This is a genomic window from Gilvimarinus sp. DA14, assembly GCF_024204685.1.
GTDB lineage: Bacteria > Pseudomonadota > Gammaproteobacteria > Pseudomonadales > Cellvibrionaceae > Gilvimarinus.
Window position 1 is genome coordinate 2,704,121 of the sequence record NZ_CP100350.1, and the last position, 16,247, is coordinate 2,720,367.

The following is a 16,247-nucleotide window of genomic DNA, read 5'->3' on the forward strand; positions in this document are numbered from 1 at the left end:
TGATGTCGGACGACGGACGATAATTTTGCTGAACGCTGAACGCTGAACGCTGAACGTCTTGTGCGTTTTTTTGGTTTGAAAAAAGACAACGAATTACGGAATAGATTATGAAATTATTACGCTTTGGAGAGCCGGGTAAAGAGCGTCCCGGATTAATTGATTCGCAGCAACAGATTCGCGATTTATCCTCAGTGGTGGATGACATTGATGGTTCGGCAGTATCGCCAGAGGGGCTGGCAAAAATCGCCGCCTGCGATATCGACTCCCTGCCGGTGGTGAGTAACACCCAACGCTTTGGCCCCTGCGTGGGCAATGTGGGTAAGTTTATTTGCATCGGCTTGAATTATGTCGATCACTGCGAAGAAACCGGCGCACCAGTTCCGACTGAACCTGTGGTGTTTACCAAAGCCACCAGTGCCATTACCGGCCCGGATGACGGCATTATCAAGCCGCGCGGCTCAGAAAAGTTGGACTGGGAAGTTGAAATGGGAATCGTGATAGGCCGCGAAGCTAAGTATGTCAGCGAAGCAGATGCAGAGGATTATATTGCCGGTTACTGTGTAGTGCACGATGTCTCCGAACGCGGCTTTCAGCTCGAGCGCAGCGGCCAGTGGGATTTAGGCAAGGGCTGCGATACCTTTGGTCCCATAGGTCCTTACCTGGTTACTCGCGATTCGGTGAAAGACCCCCTCAATTTAAATATCTGGTTGCGGGTAAACGGTAAAACCTATCAAAACTCCAATACCAAGAATATGGTGTTTGGGCCGGCGCAGTTGGTTTCGTTTTTAAGCCAGTATATGAGTTTGCAGCCCGGCGATATTATTTCTACCGGCACACCGCCCGGTGTTGGGCTGGGGCAAAAGCCGCCGGTGTATTTGAATGTGGGTGATAAAGTTCAATTGGGTATTGATGGCCTGGGTGAGCAATCGCAAAAAATTCTTCCCAGCCCCTAGAGAAATTTCTTATGCGTCTTATCATTAATACCGCACTTACATTAGCGCTTTTCAGCCATGCTGCGTTCAGTGACAGTCAAACCAAAGTCGATCAATTACAGCTTTGGCCTGTGCAGAGCGGCAATCTGGTTGCACAAACACACGATCAAGAGAAACTCTGGCAGGGCTCGGATCTTACCCTGGGTGATGAGCGGCGCGTAATGTTAAGCCGGTCAAAAAAGGATGCATTGATTTTCCAGTGGCAGGATGCCTGGTGGTCGGCGGTGCGCTTTGAAACAAATCCGGCCGCGAACCTTGAGCCATTTCGCGAGAATGGTGGCGTTGTTTTTACCCTGCAGCTGGAGCAATTTGATAATGCCGGCTTCGATGTCGCTTATCTTTGCGGTAACGGCTGCGAGCGCAAAGTGACGTTGACCCATCAGGTAAAAGCTTTACTGGGTAAGGGGCCGCAGACTTTGAAGCTGCCCGCCAGTTGCTTAATGCGAGAACAGGATAACGCAGGCTATATTAAAACGCCTTTACGCTTTGGTGCTGGTGGCAGTGGTAAAGCGATATTTTCGTCGGTCAGCTGGCAGCGGGATCTGCAATCGGTTGAGGGTATAACGCTCAGCTGCCCCGATCAGCAAACCGTGGCGATTACCCCGGCGCCTTTAAATGAGCACTGGGCGCAAAGCTGGTGGATGCCCCGCCATAAAGAGAAGTTAAAACAGGCCCGGGAAAACAACCCTGAAGTGATTTTTCTCGGCGATTCGATTACCGAGGGATGGGAAAAGTCCGGCGCCGATGTGTTTGAAAAATACTTTGGTGATTACCGCACCTTAAACCTGGGCTACGGCGGTGACCGCACCGAAAATGTGCTCTGGCGGTTACAACATGGCGAAGTGGATGAAACTAACCCCAAGTTAGTGGTGCTGATGATTGGTACCAACAACACCGGCCATCGTCAAGACGATCCGGCGCGCATTGCTGAAGGCATTAAACATATACTCGCAGAGCTAGAACAACGTGTGCCCGATAGCAAAGTCTTGCTCCTGGCTATTTATCCGCGTGGCGCTACCGCCGACGATGTGTTACGCAAAAATAACGCTCTGGTCAATGCACGAATTCGTAATTTTGCCGATGGCGAGCGTGTCTTCTTTAAAGACATTAACAGCATCTTTCTTACCGAAGATGGCGTGCTAAGCGAAAAAGTCATGCCCGATTTGCTGCACCCTGAAGAGTATGGCTACACCCTGGTGGCTGAAGCGATTAAGGATGATATCGAAAGACTGACGCGCTAGAGCGAAAGCGTGTGCTTAGGATTGCTATGCACACGCTCAATTTCTACATGGGTTGCCGGGGCTGCTGAGCCTGCTGCTGTTGGTTGCGCGCGATGGTGGCCACCATCTTTAAAATGTTTTTTTGCCAGCGCTCCTCGTTGCGATACACCTCGTCGTTCATCGATAGCATATCGTCAATAATAACCTGCTCCAGAATCAGGCGAGGCAGCCCCTGCTGGTTGATAAACTTCATGCTCCACTCGCCAAAGCGGCGGTTGCCCTCAAATTCTTCGCTAAACATGGCCATCACTTTATGGCGAGGATCTTTCTCAATGCTGGCCATTATCTCCGCAGCTTCGTCGGCTTCACTCTCCAGATACTGAAAGAAGTAAGGGGCCTTAAAGTACAGATAGCCTGTTACATTAACGCTTTGATTGCGCTCTTGAGCCTGTTGCAAAAGCTCTGTGAGTGCATTGGCGTCGAACGCCTGCTCAGCCTGGCTGACGTATAAAATGGCTTTCATAAAGTCCTGTGAGGAGAAAGGAAGGCGGGCCAGTGTGCAGCAAACTGGGCTGGCGCACAAGAGAAATCCTTGCCAATGCTGGTGACGGCGACAAACGGAGCTTTCGTTGCTATGATTTCTACTTCGCCTGACTGTGTTTTAACCTGTTTGGAGGGATGTATGACGCGACTATGGAGTTGGTTGGCGGCCCTGGTGCTATTGGCTGGGTGCGCTCAAACTCAGGTAAACCTGCCGGCGCTGGAAGGAGCGTCCTCTGCTCGCCTGCCCGGTAAAGTCATTTGGCACGATCTGATCAGTGCTACCCCCCAGGCCAGTCAGCGCTTTTACGGCGAGCTGTTCGGCTGGCAGTTTGAGCAGCTTACGTTTAACACCAGTATCTTTTCCAGCGCCAGCTACTATGTCATTAGCCATCAGGGGCGGGTCATTGGTGGGATGGTGGATCAGGCCGATCTCAACGCCGAGGGCAATGCCTCACAATGGGTGGTAGTGCTAGCCAGCGATAATATTGACCAGAGCGCGGCGGCGGTCGAGGCCAATGGCGGTACATTACTGGGCCCTGTGTTTGATTTGCAAGAGCGCGGTCGCATGGCGGTAGCTAAAGATGGGCAGGGCGCCCTGTTTGCTCTGTTACAAACCCCGAATGGCGACCCGGCAGACCGCAGTCAAATACCCACCGGCGATTTTCTCTGGAACGAGCTTTGGACCAGTAATGTGAGCCAGGCTGGTCACTTTTACCGCACCCTGGCACCCTACCAGTTGGACGCCCACAACCTGGGCGATGGCCACGATTACACCTTGCTAAAAGCGCAGCAAAAACCTCGTGCCGGCATCGTGAAAATGCCGGTACAGGGTATACCGCCCACCTGGGTCAGCTATGTGCGCGTAGCGGACGCGGCCGAGCTGGATGCGATTTTGGCGCAGGTGGAAAGCCTGGGCGGCAAAATCCTGCTGCCAGCCGAAGACCGTATAGCCGGGGGGCGCGCCGCGTTAATTGCCGGCCCCTCTGGTGCGGGTATTGCGCTGCAAACCTGGCCTGTGACTGACAAGGAGTAGTAGGTATGAAACGATTGGGAAAAGTGTTCAGCGCCGCGTTTTTGTTAACTGCTCTGGCGTGCTTGGGCGGTTGTGACCCGCAGGTGTACGGCAATATCGGTATTCAGTCTGGCTGGGGCAGTGGCCCGCATTTGACCGGCAGTATTTCCGTTGGCGGTCGTATCCATTAGGTCAGATTTTTAAAGTATTCTGCTGCAATCGCCCTGTGCGTGCGCGAAAATTTATGCTGATGGGGTTTGGTGACACGCCCAATCTATAGAGGTCTACCGCTTAAGTTCGCTTCACTGCTTCGGCTCCGCCTCTTTTATGGGTTGCTCGGGGTCAGCCTCCCCGGTGACGGTATCCAAAAGCGTTTGTCCTTCTTCTTTTAACGTATTCACAATCGGTTCGCGAAATAACTCATCCGGTGCGGTAATGATTTTTTCCGGTAGGGTTTCGGGCTGTTGTTCGGCAATAGTTTGCGCCTCGGTAATGCGAAAGCGCAGCACGCCAATCACCTGCTGCGCCTCAGTGACCACATCGATGCGCCAGTTACCCTGGGGGTAGGGCGGAAAGTTCAGTTTGTGACTCCAGGCACGGTAGCCCGCTTGGCGACCACCCTGAATATCCAACGCAATTTTATCAATGGTTTTACCGTTTAAACGCCACACATGGTAGATGCGTTCGTTCAGACCGCGGGGCGCGTGAATCGCGGTATAAGCGTATAGACCATTATCTAATTGCGAGGCGCTAAGGGTTTTGATTCGTTTGCCAGGGGCTTTTTCTCGATCGTCAATTTCCGTGGTGACCGCAACTCGTGTCAACCACAAGGTGGCCGGTGGCACCCACGGGCGAGTAAGAATGCCAACCCCTGCTGCGCCGAGGACTAACGTCAGCGCCAGCGCGCTACGCCGCCACCAGCCAAACGAAAAGTCACGGGCCATGTTCAAAAACGACAGTAAAGTGGCAATCAAAAGCGACCACTGGTACGCCTTGGCCGTGGGGATATGCAACAAAATAGGCAGCGCCGTTAGCAGTACCGCAAATAGCGTAAAGCCGTGATAAAAAAAGTACAGCCAGCGTTTGGGTGCCAGCCACTTGTAGTACACCGGATCGATAACTGACACCACCGCCATGGCAATTAAAAGACCGGTAAACACCATTTGCCCGCTGTTCCAGGCGGTGGTAATAAAGAAAAAAGGAATGACAAAAAACAGACTTTCCTGGTGCACCATCTGCGTTGCAAAGCGCACCACAGGATCGGGTAGTTCGGTACCAAACCAATGACTAACGCCGCGCTTGAGCAAGTTCTCAAGCATCAGCAAAACCCAACCACCCAGCATCAACAGTGATACCAACTGGGCAAACTTATCCTGCTCGCGCTCGACTAAAAAGAAACTGGCCACCCCCGAGACAAAACCCAGCAGCGCCAATAGCCCCGGATAGCGGGCGGCGAGTTTTGCTAGGTGGGAAAAAATACGTGTTAGGCGGGCCAATGACAAATACCGTGCTTATCCGATGAGGCGTGTATCATAACCCACCTAAGGCGTAAGAACCTTGATGCAGTCGGCCAGGCTACGATCATTATTAGCGAGTTGCGTGGCAAGACGAGCACCAAGTCGATAGCGGGTGTTGGTTACCTTATCCGGGATTATAAGATCTGTGGGTGTCCCGAAAACATAGTGCTATTTATTTGCCCTCTGTGCCATCCCAATACCGCGAGTTCACTTGGGCGGATCAGCTTTGAGTGTTTCTAATAAATGGGTGTTCTATTTATCAAGTCTCTGGGGGGCTTATTTATTCGACAGGTTACTCAAAGCGGCAGTCTGGACGCCATGACTCTATATTTTCAAAGCTAGACGTGACACATTGCCATTCAAGACTATGTGTAGCTGCATTGGGAGTCGGGATATAGTCAATCGTCCCTCCTTCGACCCCCGACTTGACAGTAAAAGTAAGTCTAATAATGCCACGCTCCTGAATTTTAAGGCTTTGCAATACATTGTCAGAAAACGACTCCGGGCTAGGCAAGTTCAACCCCTCATTTGATGATGGCAGCTTTCCCTTCTCGGCGAAATACACCTCCAGTTTCAACCTGACTGGTATGCTGCGGTTAATTCCCTTACTGATATAGGCGATATTCCCATATTGAGCTTGCTGCTTCCCCTCATACCACTTATATACTATAACAATTAAAATTAATGGCGCCGCAATCAGACTAATTTTCCTAATTTTTTCCATAGTTACCCCTAGAAACTAAATACGCTGACAGTCAAAGCGCATACCGGTATAGGCTATTATTTGACTTGATCAACAAGTGGTCATTCTGCTCATCAATAAATACCCTTTGTCCCAGCTCTTCTCGTATTGTCGTATCTTTTCCAATCAGACGAACAAACGGCGTCCATTTTTTATTGTCGCGCTTATAAAGGTAAACCATCCCCCTCCGAAAGTTTGGTGTATCAACCTCCCCTTTAGCACGATTACCAACAACGAGCCAGTCACGATTAACAGCAAGCGAATCACCAAAGGAAGAGTTGGGTCTATCGACACTTTCAATGTCTGGCGCTAATGTATCAGTCTGTCGCCACTCGTGATGCTCTAAGACAAATCGATAAACTTCACCCAGGTGGTCTGAGCCACCTCTTGGATTGCCAATAAACATTTCGTTGCCCATGATAACCATGGATGCTCCGAGAGCTTCAAAGTTCTCTCTTCTTTCACGCTTGGAAAAATAATCATCCACGACTAGTGTCTGAGTGGGCTGCCAAAGCTGACCGTCAAAATGAAACATATAAGCCTTCTCGCGCCAACTGACTACCGCCCAATCGCCCGATACAGCAACATTGCTACAGCCAGCATTGAATTTTCGGCCCCACTGCCACTGCGAATTAATAAAGAAATAACTATAAATTCCTTTTAAAGTGTTACAAACTAAAGCGCGGCCACCTTGCGCCGCGACCCCCACACCAAAACTTGCATCCGTCGTGGCATCGCTGGCCGACAGCGTAGCCGCCTCAACCCAAGCACCCGCAACGTACTGATAGATGCTTACCTCACCAGAAGATGAGACTCTTTCGGCGCGACTTAGTGCCGCTCTTAAATCTTTCACCTCTCGATAACTGAAATCAGGAAAATCTTCCCGAAGCTTATCTAATCTCGTAGTGCCTGGCATATCAACAGGAAACCCCTCAACCGATAAGTAACCTTTTTTAAATAAAGCTTCTCTAATGGTTTCAACGTCTTGTGTGCGTCGCAGTTCTTCCGAAAAATATTTATTGCGCAAGGGCCCTATGCCCGAGCGACGAGGAAACCCCTTTATAGCAACATTACCACCTGGACTTATAGAGTATTCATCGAACAACAACGATTCTGTCGTGTTTTTATCTCCAGAAGAAACAGCCCCAGGGAGAGCTTCGATCTCAACGACCGGGATATCCGCCCAAGGATCGGGTGGCTCAGCTCGATCAATCGCGACTTTTTTTGCAATTTCTGGACTCATCTCACCCCAAATAAAGTCGCCATCTTCTGATAAAGCATAAGGTCCACGTCGCCATTTATAGGGGTGCTCACCAATACCAACCAACTTGTGATGAGCTGTATAAGTAATTTTTATATCTGTGCGGGTATTGGTGTAGATCAAGCGTGACTCTTCATCGAATCCGTTTTGGGTGTAGGGCCCGTTATATTTATCCCATTTATAATTTTTAAGCTCAAAAGACGACTTGCCGTAGCCTTGCAAAATAGCTCTTGATTTTTCATGCTCGCCGGCATGATGATAAAGCCATGAGAAATCTATCGCTGTATTTTCTGTTATTCCATAATATTCTTCAAAGTAAGAAATAAACTTTTTGGAACGAATCAAACTTTCCGGACTTCCTTGCTCTGCACGATACCGAAACAACACTAACGCTCGATCCATTAGCTTACTTGGCCGGACTGGATTAACTTTTCCTGCCGCTATTTTCGCCATAACTCTATCTTGCTCGTTCATTACCGTCGATGTTACTGGGTCGGCATTAAACAGTATATACGGATAGACACTAGGAAAATCGTGTAACACTTCTTTCAGAAGATTGTTTGACAGGCGGTTTAAATCGGAACTATTTTGGTTCTCCAAAAAAAGTGCTAACGCCTCTCTGTTTTTACTATATTTCTTGTCTCGCTTAAGCATACTATGATTGCGCTCAAGCTGTTCGCTCTCGGCCCTGATCAAGTCAACATAGCTATAAATCTGCGATTTCGCTGGCTCCTTGTAATCAGCTTCTTGTTGATTTTTTTGCAGCTTAAATTCCTGTTCCTTTTGTTTATTATTTGCGTAATTACTATTACGCAAAACGTTCCAAAAATGTCTTGTAAACCTCGCCTCGTTCACACGATCTACTGAGTCGGCGGCGAGAAACATCAAGCGATCATGCTCGTTAACTTCATCATCTTCAAAGGGACCCATTGGCCCTTCGCCATCAGCCCCGGGTATTTGGTCTACGGCCCAAGACAACATTTGTTCCCCCAGCCCACAGAGGCCGATCTCAGGTCGACACAGGCTATAGCCGAGCATAACCCGAGGCTTTAGGTAAGCCTCATCTAAAAACACACTCGACGCAAATCCATCGACCGCAATTCTCATTCGAGACTGGCGCCTTTGAGGCGACTGCTCTGCAGTTTCTGGATAAAACTCCACAGAGGGCAAGTCAGTGGCATAGAGAACATCCATGCCACTAGCCGCAACGGCTAAGTTCGTGTTCAGCATTGCCTCTCGGTTGTGCCCGACGTTGTAGTAAGCCTGATACCACGACCGTTTCTGAGCAATGCTATAATGACCATTTCGCGGCGGCGAAAAGCGAATTTTATATCCTGGCTGGTGATATTTTAAACGCAGATACTCAAGTGCCAAGACTGACTCATCCAGATCTAAACCTTCGACAGGATTTGAGTAGGGCCTGTTAAAAATATAGTCCAAGTTATAGTGAATTTTTTTTATCACTTTGTTTGACTGATCTAGCAAGCCAGTATCTATAAGCGCTTTTCGTATTTTCTCTCTCTCATCTCTACTAATAGTTGAGCCGAAATAGTCATCAATACTTTTGTTGCGGTTTATGGATGTAGCTCTATAGATAGTATCGGGATCGTTGCTGCCCAGAACATCGATATTGAGCTTTTTTGCTCGAGTACTTTCTTGCTCATCATCAAGAATAAGCGAGAGCGAAAACTTAGCAGCATAATTCAACGGATCATATTCAAGCGATTCCTCAAGAAGCCTAACGGCCGCATTAACTTGACTTTTAACAGGCCGCTTGGCGAGCTCAGTATAAAAGCTATTAGCAATCTTATGTCTTCCATTACGAACATATTTTGTTGTCGCTACGCCTTGTAGATCGGCTGCTTGGAATAACAATTCACGAGATTTACTCTGGTCTTCGGTGGTAACCCCGGCCACTACCGGAGAGAGAGATGTGTTAATAGTTTCACTGGTCTGTCTGTAAATTTCTTGCCAATCACTACCCTTTAAAATAAACAACTCTCTGCCGTTATCAACAGAGTCAATATAAAGGCAAAGCGTTATTAAGGACTCTAAACGAGTGGTTTCAACTCGGTACACGCCATGAACGGCCCAATCGGCTTTTGCTCGCAAGGAGGATCGATCCTCTTCGGCGTATTGAAGCTTTCGCAGGCCCTCTTCAATCACCAAAGGCATAACCTGTGTTCTTGCCAGGACCCGATAGCTCTTTTCTTTTCCGTTAACTAGCCGCTCTATTAGGTGCTCACTTAGATCGCGCCCTTTAGCTAGATTCTTATCGTCTACTGATATATCAAAAAAATGGCCAATAGCGATTTTACGCTGTGCTTGCTCAGACTCTGCTGTGCCTCTCTGAGATCTGACCTTAGGCGCTTGCGTTTGCACAAAAGTCGAGGCTTTTCGCACAGCTTGCTTCAAAGTGGCGATCGTAAACAAGAAGCGAGCAGCGCTTACCACCTCGCCTGTGTTATTGTCAAGAAGCTTCAGGGTGTAGGCTTTACCCTCTTCACCGGACAATAACGAGCCGACTAAAGAGTAATCTGAAAGCGGTAATTTCATCAGCGATTGCTGGTTTTCTCGTGCCTGGTCGCCCGCAAGTGCCGTCGTTTTTTCACGAAACAATGCATCCATAAAGGAACGATCAAGCAGCTCAATCTGAGAACTTGAAGCCAATTCAATCATCAGCAAAGACGTGATCAGCTCAGAGAGCTCAGGTCCATCGCTATTTTTCTGGCTGTATAACGTAGTGTCCAATGGGTATAGTGCAATGCGAGGTACGAACGTCGTCTCGGAAGAAGAGCTCTCTGGGGGGACCAACACCGGCGACGCAGCCTCAGAAGTGGGAGTGGGCACATCCAGTGTCGAAGGCGTGGATTGCTGCGTCATCGCCGGACTTTCTATAGGCTCTGTCAGGCTGACAGTCGATAGCCAGCCGGCCAGCTGCAACCCGACAACAACCGCCAGTAACAAAATCAATACATTCGTGATCTTGAAGGCTGACTTTTTAATATTTTGTTTCACGCTCAACAACCCTGTTTTAGATACTATGGCTTACAACCCTACCAGTTTAGGTAGCAGGCGCTCCGCAATTTTAGCTGACGCACTTTGCAGTGCACTTTTCGCGGCTATCATTTCGCTGACATCAATCGCAACTTCTACTTGTCTATCCACAGCAATCACACGATTAGTCGCTTGGTCTATCGCTTTGACCTCCAGCCGTGCCTTTACACCAACAATCTCGCCCTTACGAGTTGAAACCTCGGTAAAACCTTCGCCCCGAATTAGAATGTCGGCACTTTTTGCGCTTTTAGAACCAGCATCAACAACATCAAATCCAGAGCCCATACTGTAAAAGATCATCTCAGTTTCTGCAGCTGGATCTTTGGCCGCTCGATTAATATGTTGCTCACGAATTGAAATCGCCAAAGTGGGTCTCTCTTGGTCTCCAAGGTTTTTCTTAAGTTCGGCCAAACGATCGTTTCTACTAACGGGCTTCGCCAACAGCGTATCTGCGTTACTGGAGATAACATTCGCTACTTGGTTGGAAAGATCTTGTGTCAAACTAAGAACACTATCGTTCACGCTACCTTCAACTGATGCTCCCAAAACTCGACTTGTTTCCGTACCAATTATCTTGGCGACAATCATTAGGTGGTCTTCAATTTCAAAAATGGTACCGGTAACAATGATTTTTGCTCCCGTCAACTGTCCCACCTGAATCGCCTGTTGCGGGTTCACCATTCCGGACAAGCTAAGCACCGCTTCGTCTTCAAGCTTGTTAAGCTCTTCGCGATCCACCAAAGCTATATTTGGGTTTATAACCAGATTTGCGAACAGAATAGATCCAATTTTCTCTCCCATCCCCGATATCGCTCGGCCCTTCTCGGAGAAGTCAAAAATGGCAACAGGGTGAAGAGTCTCTGCGGTATCGGAAAAGCTCATTGGGGCAGCCGAGCAAAGGAAAAGTGCCAACAATAGGTTAAACACAACTTTCATAATATTTCCCTAAAGAGTAATTGTTATAAGTTTTCGTTGGCCAACAAACGCGCCAATACGATTTGTGGAACTGGAGATTCATCGATACGTTCAATTAACGGAAAGGCGCATACAATCAGGCGCCCTCCCGATCCGGAATAGTCCAACTGCAGCCAACTCCAACCTGTTGGTGTTTCAGGTTTCACTTCAACCTCTGCCCCAGAGTCGCTATACGAAGGAATAAGTCGATAGGTTAGTGTAGAGTTCAGCTCGGGCCAAGTCAGGCCGCGGAGCAGCGGTAAAGGAAAGTGATCGGACAATGACATCGCCGTAGGCATATGCGTAAGATCAGGCGAATCATATAGCGGAAACGTCCCCGATACAGGCTGAAGGATAACGACCGCCTGCCCTGTACGGGCGAGCTCAAGTAAAACAGGTGTAAGACCTCTGACGTCATCTAAAGCGAGGCCCGCGCCTATAACAATAAGGCCAGGTGAGGCCGCATTAAGAAGTTGCGATTTTGAGATTTGATTGTAGGGAAGCTTCAGCGATTGAAAGGCTTTTACGGTGGCCTGACTCGGGTCAAACAGTTGAATCCGTCTCGATCCAAGTGCTTGTCTTTCGGCCCACAGCACATCTTGCCCGTATATATTTAAAGCAATTTTTTTATGAGCAATAGAGTCGGGGTTGCCTTTTTCGAAAACAACCACCGATAGCTGCCCACTCACAACTGCGCTTGGCGTCAGCTTTGGGGCAGCCAAAGTGAGCTGCACCACACCCAAACCATCGCGATCTAGATCGGCGCGGCCCTGCCCACTTGACAAGATCCGCCCTTTGACGGACAACTCCCAGTGAATTGATACCTGCGCATTTGCCAGCCCAAGTAACGAAATCTCGTACTGTGTTGGCTTACCGCCAAATAGCGCCGGCCATGATTTGTCATTGCTTATAGTCAGAGCGAGAGCATGAGAGGGTATAAACGCTAGAAATAGTAATAGAATCTTCCAATGAGCCACTTTCACCTTCCTGTGAATGACGAGCTATATGATTACATCGTCAAATTTATTCTTAGCAGTCATTCAAGAAGAAGCACTGGGCCACTTACGTTGTTATTTTCATGACTACAAACAAGAATAGACTATAAAGCACTGCTCTTTGGACCACAAGAAATAGGGCACATAAGTTGGCGTGTGTTAATCCTCCCAAACTTACGCGACATATGCTATGCGTCATTACAACGTTTGCGATATTGAGGACACCCACGAAATTACTGAGTGCATTTAGAGGGCGCCCACAAGCTTGACATCTAATGTGTGGGTGTCCTATTTATTTCCGTCGTGGGAAAAATACGTGGGTGTCCCAAAAACAGTCTCACGTAAAATGTATGGGTGCTTAGATAAAAGACATAAAAAAGGGGCCGCTGTGGGCCCTATTAAAGATCAGTGAAATAACTTAATGCCCTCTCGGCTCCGGATACCAGGGATCCGGCACATACAGCTCTTTTTCCATGCGCTTGTAGTATTCCAGCTCGTGGGCGGGTTTGGCTGCGCCTTTGGGTAAAGGCAGGCCGTTTACGCTCTGGAAGTAACTAATACAGGCGTCGCGCCAGTGTTTGGCATCGCGCAGCTGTATTTCTAATAGCGCTTTAACGCGCTGGTAGCGTTCGGTATCGACGTAATCTTTCACGCTTTCCCAGGCTTTCTGCATTTGCTTAACCTGAGCGACACCTGTGTCGTACTTATGTACCAATTCTTGCCATAGGGTACGGCCGGAATCCATTTTGTAATCCCAGTTTAAGTGATGGAACCACAGCAGAATATCCTCAGGGGTGGTGGCCGGGTCGGCAAACTTTTTGGTGAGTTGTTGGTGATACTGTTCGATGGCGTTGGAGCCGGATTGGGTGCGATCAAAACCAATACCGTCTTCACTGGCTTGGTGGTAGTAGTAAGCAGTCCAGTCCGGGCGACCAGATTTGTCGTGCCAGGGTGCCGGGCCATAGTGATGACCTTGGGCGTACAAATGGGTTAGGCCCAGCGGCATGCGATAGTTAACGCCGGCCTCGCGGGAGATGGCCATAACCTCTTGCATAGGTTTCAAGAACTCGGCGTCATTGCTAAAGGTCTGGCGCAGCCATTCGTCGGCAATTGCATCGGAACTCAAGTTGACATCCCACGCCAGGCGGCCAAACGCGTACCAGCTGCTTTGCACAAACGGGTGGCTGGTCCAATTGCGCGAATTGCCGGGGTTGATCACCGCAGCCATGCCGGTTTGCTGGTAGTCGAACACTTCGCCAGCGAGAATTTTACCGATGGTGGAGCCTTCGCCTTGGGCGTAGGTGTCAGCGTTCAGCGCCTCGGTAAACAGCGGGCCCTGATAGGCCAGGTGATAGGAAAAGCCAAAGTACTCCTGGGTGACTTGCAGCTCCAGGGCAATGTTGGTTTTTTCTAAACTGCCAAACAGAGGCGAGAAAGGCTCGCGTGGCTGGAAGTCGATAGGTCCGTTTTTAATTTGCACAATGACATTGTCTTTGAACTTACCGTCCAAGGGCATAAATTCATCGTAAGCTTCGCGGAAGCGGTCACCCTGCTCGGGGGCATAGACAAAGGCGCGCCAGAAAACAACACCGCCAAATGGCTCTAAGGCTTCGGCCAGCATATTGGCGCCTTCGGCATGGTTACGGTTAAAGTCTTGCGGGCCTGGCTGGCCTTCGGAGTTGGCTTTCACCAAAAAGCCGCCAAAGTCGGGAATATATTCATAGACTTTTTTGGTCCGCTCTTTCCACCACTGCTGAACTTCGGGGTCTAGCGGGTCGGCGGTTGCAAAACCGTCTAACAGCATGGGCGAATTAAATTTCACCGACAGGTACAGCTTGATGCCGTAGGGGCGGAATACATCGGCCAGAGCAGCGGCCTTTTCTAAGAATTGATCGGTGAGGATGCGCGCATCGGCGTTTACATTGTTGATCACCGTACCGTTAATACCCAATGAAGCGTTAATGCGGGCGTAATCGTGGTAACGCGGATTGTCTTTATAAGCGGGTAAGGTGCCCCAGTCCCACAGCGACAGGCCGGCGTAACCGCGTTCGACTACGCGGTTTAAGTTATCCCAGTGATTGACCACACGATGCTGTACCGATGGCGCCGAGGCAATGTTTAAATTGGTAACCGACTGGCCGGTTTGCATTAACCGCAGTAAATGAAAACTGCCGTAAAGTACGCCCGCATCCGAGTTGGCGGCGATGGCGGTAGTGCCGTTACCCAGAGATTGAATCACAAAACCCTCGGGGCCGACTCCGCTCAATGCCTGCCCCAGTTGGTTAAGTTCGGGGGCATGTGCCGGGGTGCCGATCAGCAGACGGCCTTTTGCGCCGGAGTCGTTGCCGGGCTTTTGCCCCGTAACTCCCTGTAAACCGCGTTCCAATTCGGCAATAGCCAGATCCATGGTGGGTGAGCTGTGGCTGGCCTCTAGGTGACTAAATTGCTGGCGGTATTGTTGCGCCAGTGTCGGTTCGGCCGCCTGGTAGCGCAGCCACATACGGTAGCCGTCTTCGGCCTGGGCGGCCAGGGTGCCAAACAGGGTGAGCGAAATACACACTCGGGCAAGAAATCGAATCATAACGGGTCCTGCTTAGGTTATTGTCATTATGACCACTATAGCATTTTGCTCGGCGTTGTTCCCTTACCGAGACTGGGTGAATGGATCAATTTTTGTATACCCAGCTCCTCGTTAAGCAAAAACTACGTGGAGGAGTTGCCCTTGGACACCAGCTGGATTAATGCTGGAAGCAATCTTGTAATGACTGCTATCTGGTTGATTTATTTGCAATTTTTTTATTTCAGTTACCGCCGTTCGAACCGCCCGTTTATGATCATTCATCAGGCTCAGGGGGACGGCCCCGAGGCGCCTTGTCTATTTGTAAATATGAGCAAAGAGCCGATACATGTACAAAGTATTGTCGCGTATCTCGACACTGGTGAGGGCTTGCGTTCTTGTTTTATTACCGATTACCAGCGTCACTCCCCCGAGGATACCAAGGCCGGAGAGGGTTTGCGTGAGGGCCCTATTCAGCCCGGCGGCTACTTGGTACTGGGTAGCTTCAACGATATTTTTAGCTGCCATCCGGAAATCGGGGGAGAGCGTGGCAATGATCATCAGGCCTTGAATGGGCGCAAATTGGAGATATGTGTGGCGGTTACCCACGGTCCCAGCGAGCATCTGATTGGCGCTCGGCGGGTGTTTCGCATTTGCCAGACTGAGAAGGCCACCACATTGCAGGCGCACAGTATTTATACCGAGCAACTGACCTCGCGACGCAAGTGCAAAGATGTACGTCGCTGGGTGCAGGAGCGCTTTCGTCCCGAGCAGGACAGCGAGCAAGAAGATCGGGGCACCGAGCAGAAAGTTCGTTAGCGCACCTTGCACGGGTTGCCAAACGCGCTGACGTTTTCCGGAATATCCCGGGTAACGACACTGCCTGCTCCGATCACGCTGCCAGCGCCGATGGTAACGCCCGGCAAAATAATACAGCCGCCGCCAATCCAAACGTTATCGCCTATGGTCACCGGCGCGGCGAAACCGATATGGGCATTGCGCTGCTCGATGTCCATGGGGTGGCTGGCGGTGTAAATCTGAACATTCGGCGCAATAAACACATTGCTTCCAATAGTGACCGGACAGCAGTCTAAAAGTACAAAGTTAAAGTTGATAAACACATTGCTGCCGATATGGGTGTTGCAACCATAGTCGATGCGCATGGGCTTTTCGATATGCACATTGTCGCCCACCGAGGCAAAAATTCGCTGCTGCAAAGCGTTTTTATGGCCCGCATCGCGAGGCTTGGTGTTGTTAAATTGATCCACCAATTCGCGGGTTTGAAATCGTATCTCGGTTAGCTCCGGGTCGTTAATCCAATAGCGTTCGCCCGCTAGCATCTTGTCTTTTTCTGTGGTCATGTCGGTCTCCAAAGTTTACACAATGGTAGCGTTTTC

The 16,247-nt window shown here is 49.6% G+C and carries 13 protein-coding genes; 5 read left to right on the forward strand and 8 right to left on the reverse strand.

Translation table 11 applies throughout. The features are described from left to right. The first annotated feature begins 107 nt into the window (after nt 1-107). Together NHM04_RS11815 and NHM04_RS11820 are read left to right on the forward strand one after the other, a co-directional pair. A complete protein-coding gene (locus tag NHM04_RS11815) occupies nt 108-953 on the forward strand; it encodes a fumarylacetoacetate hydrolase family protein (RefSeq protein WP_254263995.1) in 846 nt (281 codons plus the stop codon). An 11-nt stretch (nt 954-964) separates the two neighbouring features. After that, a complete protein-coding gene (locus NHM04_RS11820; protein ID WP_254263996.1) occupies nt 965-2,233 on the forward strand; it encodes a GDSL-type esterase/lipase family protein in 1,269 nt (422 codons plus the stop codon). A gap of 43 nt (nt 2,234-2,276) precedes the next feature. Here NHM04_RS11820 and NHM04_RS11825 read toward each other — a convergent pair whose 3' ends face one another. Further along, nucleotides 2,277-2,735: a BLUF domain-containing protein gene (locus NHM04_RS11825; RefSeq protein WP_254263997.1), complete on the reverse strand. Its 459-nt coding sequence runs from the start codon at nt 2,733-2,735 to the stop codon at nt 2,277-2,279. Between the two features lie 159 nt (nt 2,736-2,894). Here NHM04_RS11825 and NHM04_RS11830 point away from each other — a divergent pair, with 159 nt between their 5' ends. Next, complete coding sequence (locus NHM04_RS11830; RefSeq protein WP_254263998.1) at nt 2,895-3,788, forward strand: VOC family protein; 894 nt, start codon at nt 2,895-2,897, stop codon at nt 3,786-3,788. Nucleotides 3,789-3,793: 5 nt separating this feature from the next. Further along, nucleotides 3,794-3,958: a hypothetical protein gene (locus tag NHM04_RS11835; RefSeq protein ID WP_254263999.1), complete on the forward strand. Its 165-nt coding sequence runs from the start codon at nt 3,794-3,796 to the stop codon at nt 3,956-3,958. Between the two features lie 111 nt (nt 3,959-4,069). Here the strand turns inward: NHM04_RS11835 and NHM04_RS11840 are convergent, their stop codons facing one another. From NHM04_RS11840 to NHM04_RS11865, 6 genes are all read right to left on the reverse strand, one after another. Further along, nucleotides 4,070-5,263 carry a DUF5924 family protein gene (locus NHM04_RS11840; RefSeq protein WP_254264000.1) on the reverse strand — a complete coding sequence of 398 codons (1,194 nt, stop codon included), beginning with the start codon at nt 5,261-5,263 and terminating at the stop codon, nt 4,070-4,072. A 313-nt stretch (nt 5,264-5,576) separates the two neighbouring features. Further along, entirely contained in the window at nt 5,577-6,008 is a 432-nt protein-coding gene (locus NHM04_RS11845) for a pilin (protein WP_254264001.1), read from the reverse strand. Nucleotides 6,009-6,039: 31 nt separating this feature from the next. Next, complete coding sequence (locus NHM04_RS11850; protein WP_254264002.1) at nt 6,040-10,305, reverse strand: hypothetical protein; 4,266 nt, start codon at nt 10,303-10,305, stop codon at nt 6,040-6,042. Between the two features lie 30 nt (nt 10,306-10,335). After that, nucleotides 10,336-11,280 (reverse strand): CsgG/HfaB family protein, encoded by a 945-nt coding sequence (locus tag NHM04_RS11855; protein ID WP_254264003.1) that lies wholly within the window; start codon nt 11,278-11,280, stop codon nt 10,336-10,338. A gap of 23 nt (nt 11,281-11,303) precedes the next feature. Further along, complete coding sequence (locus tag NHM04_RS11860) at nt 11,304-12,275, reverse strand: hypothetical protein (protein WP_254264004.1); 972 nt, start codon at nt 12,273-12,275, stop codon at nt 11,304-11,306. 436 nt (nt 12,276-12,711) lie between these two features. Then, nucleotides 12,712-14,874: an alpha-glucuronidase family glycosyl hydrolase gene (locus NHM04_RS11865; RefSeq protein ID WP_254264005.1), complete on the reverse strand. Its 2,163-nt coding sequence runs from the start codon at nt 14,872-14,874 to the stop codon at nt 12,712-12,714. A 180-nt stretch (nt 14,875-15,054) separates the two neighbouring features. On the opposite strand from NHM04_RS11865, the gene NHM04_RS11870 reads away from it, so the two are divergent. After that, nucleotides 15,055-15,669, forward strand: coding sequence for a hypothetical protein (locus NHM04_RS11870; RefSeq protein ID WP_254264006.1), 615 nt, complete (start codon nt 15,055-15,057; stop codon nt 15,667-15,669). Here the strand turns inward: NHM04_RS11870 and NHM04_RS11875 are convergent. Beyond that, on the reverse strand, nt 15,666-16,211 hold the full coding sequence (locus NHM04_RS11875; RefSeq protein WP_254264007.1) for a sugar O-acetyltransferase: 546 nt from the start codon (nt 16,209-16,211) through the stop codon (nt 15,666-15,668). The genes NHM04_RS11870 and NHM04_RS11875 overlap by 4 nt on opposite strands. Nucleotides 16,212-16,247 lie beyond the last annotated feature (36 nt).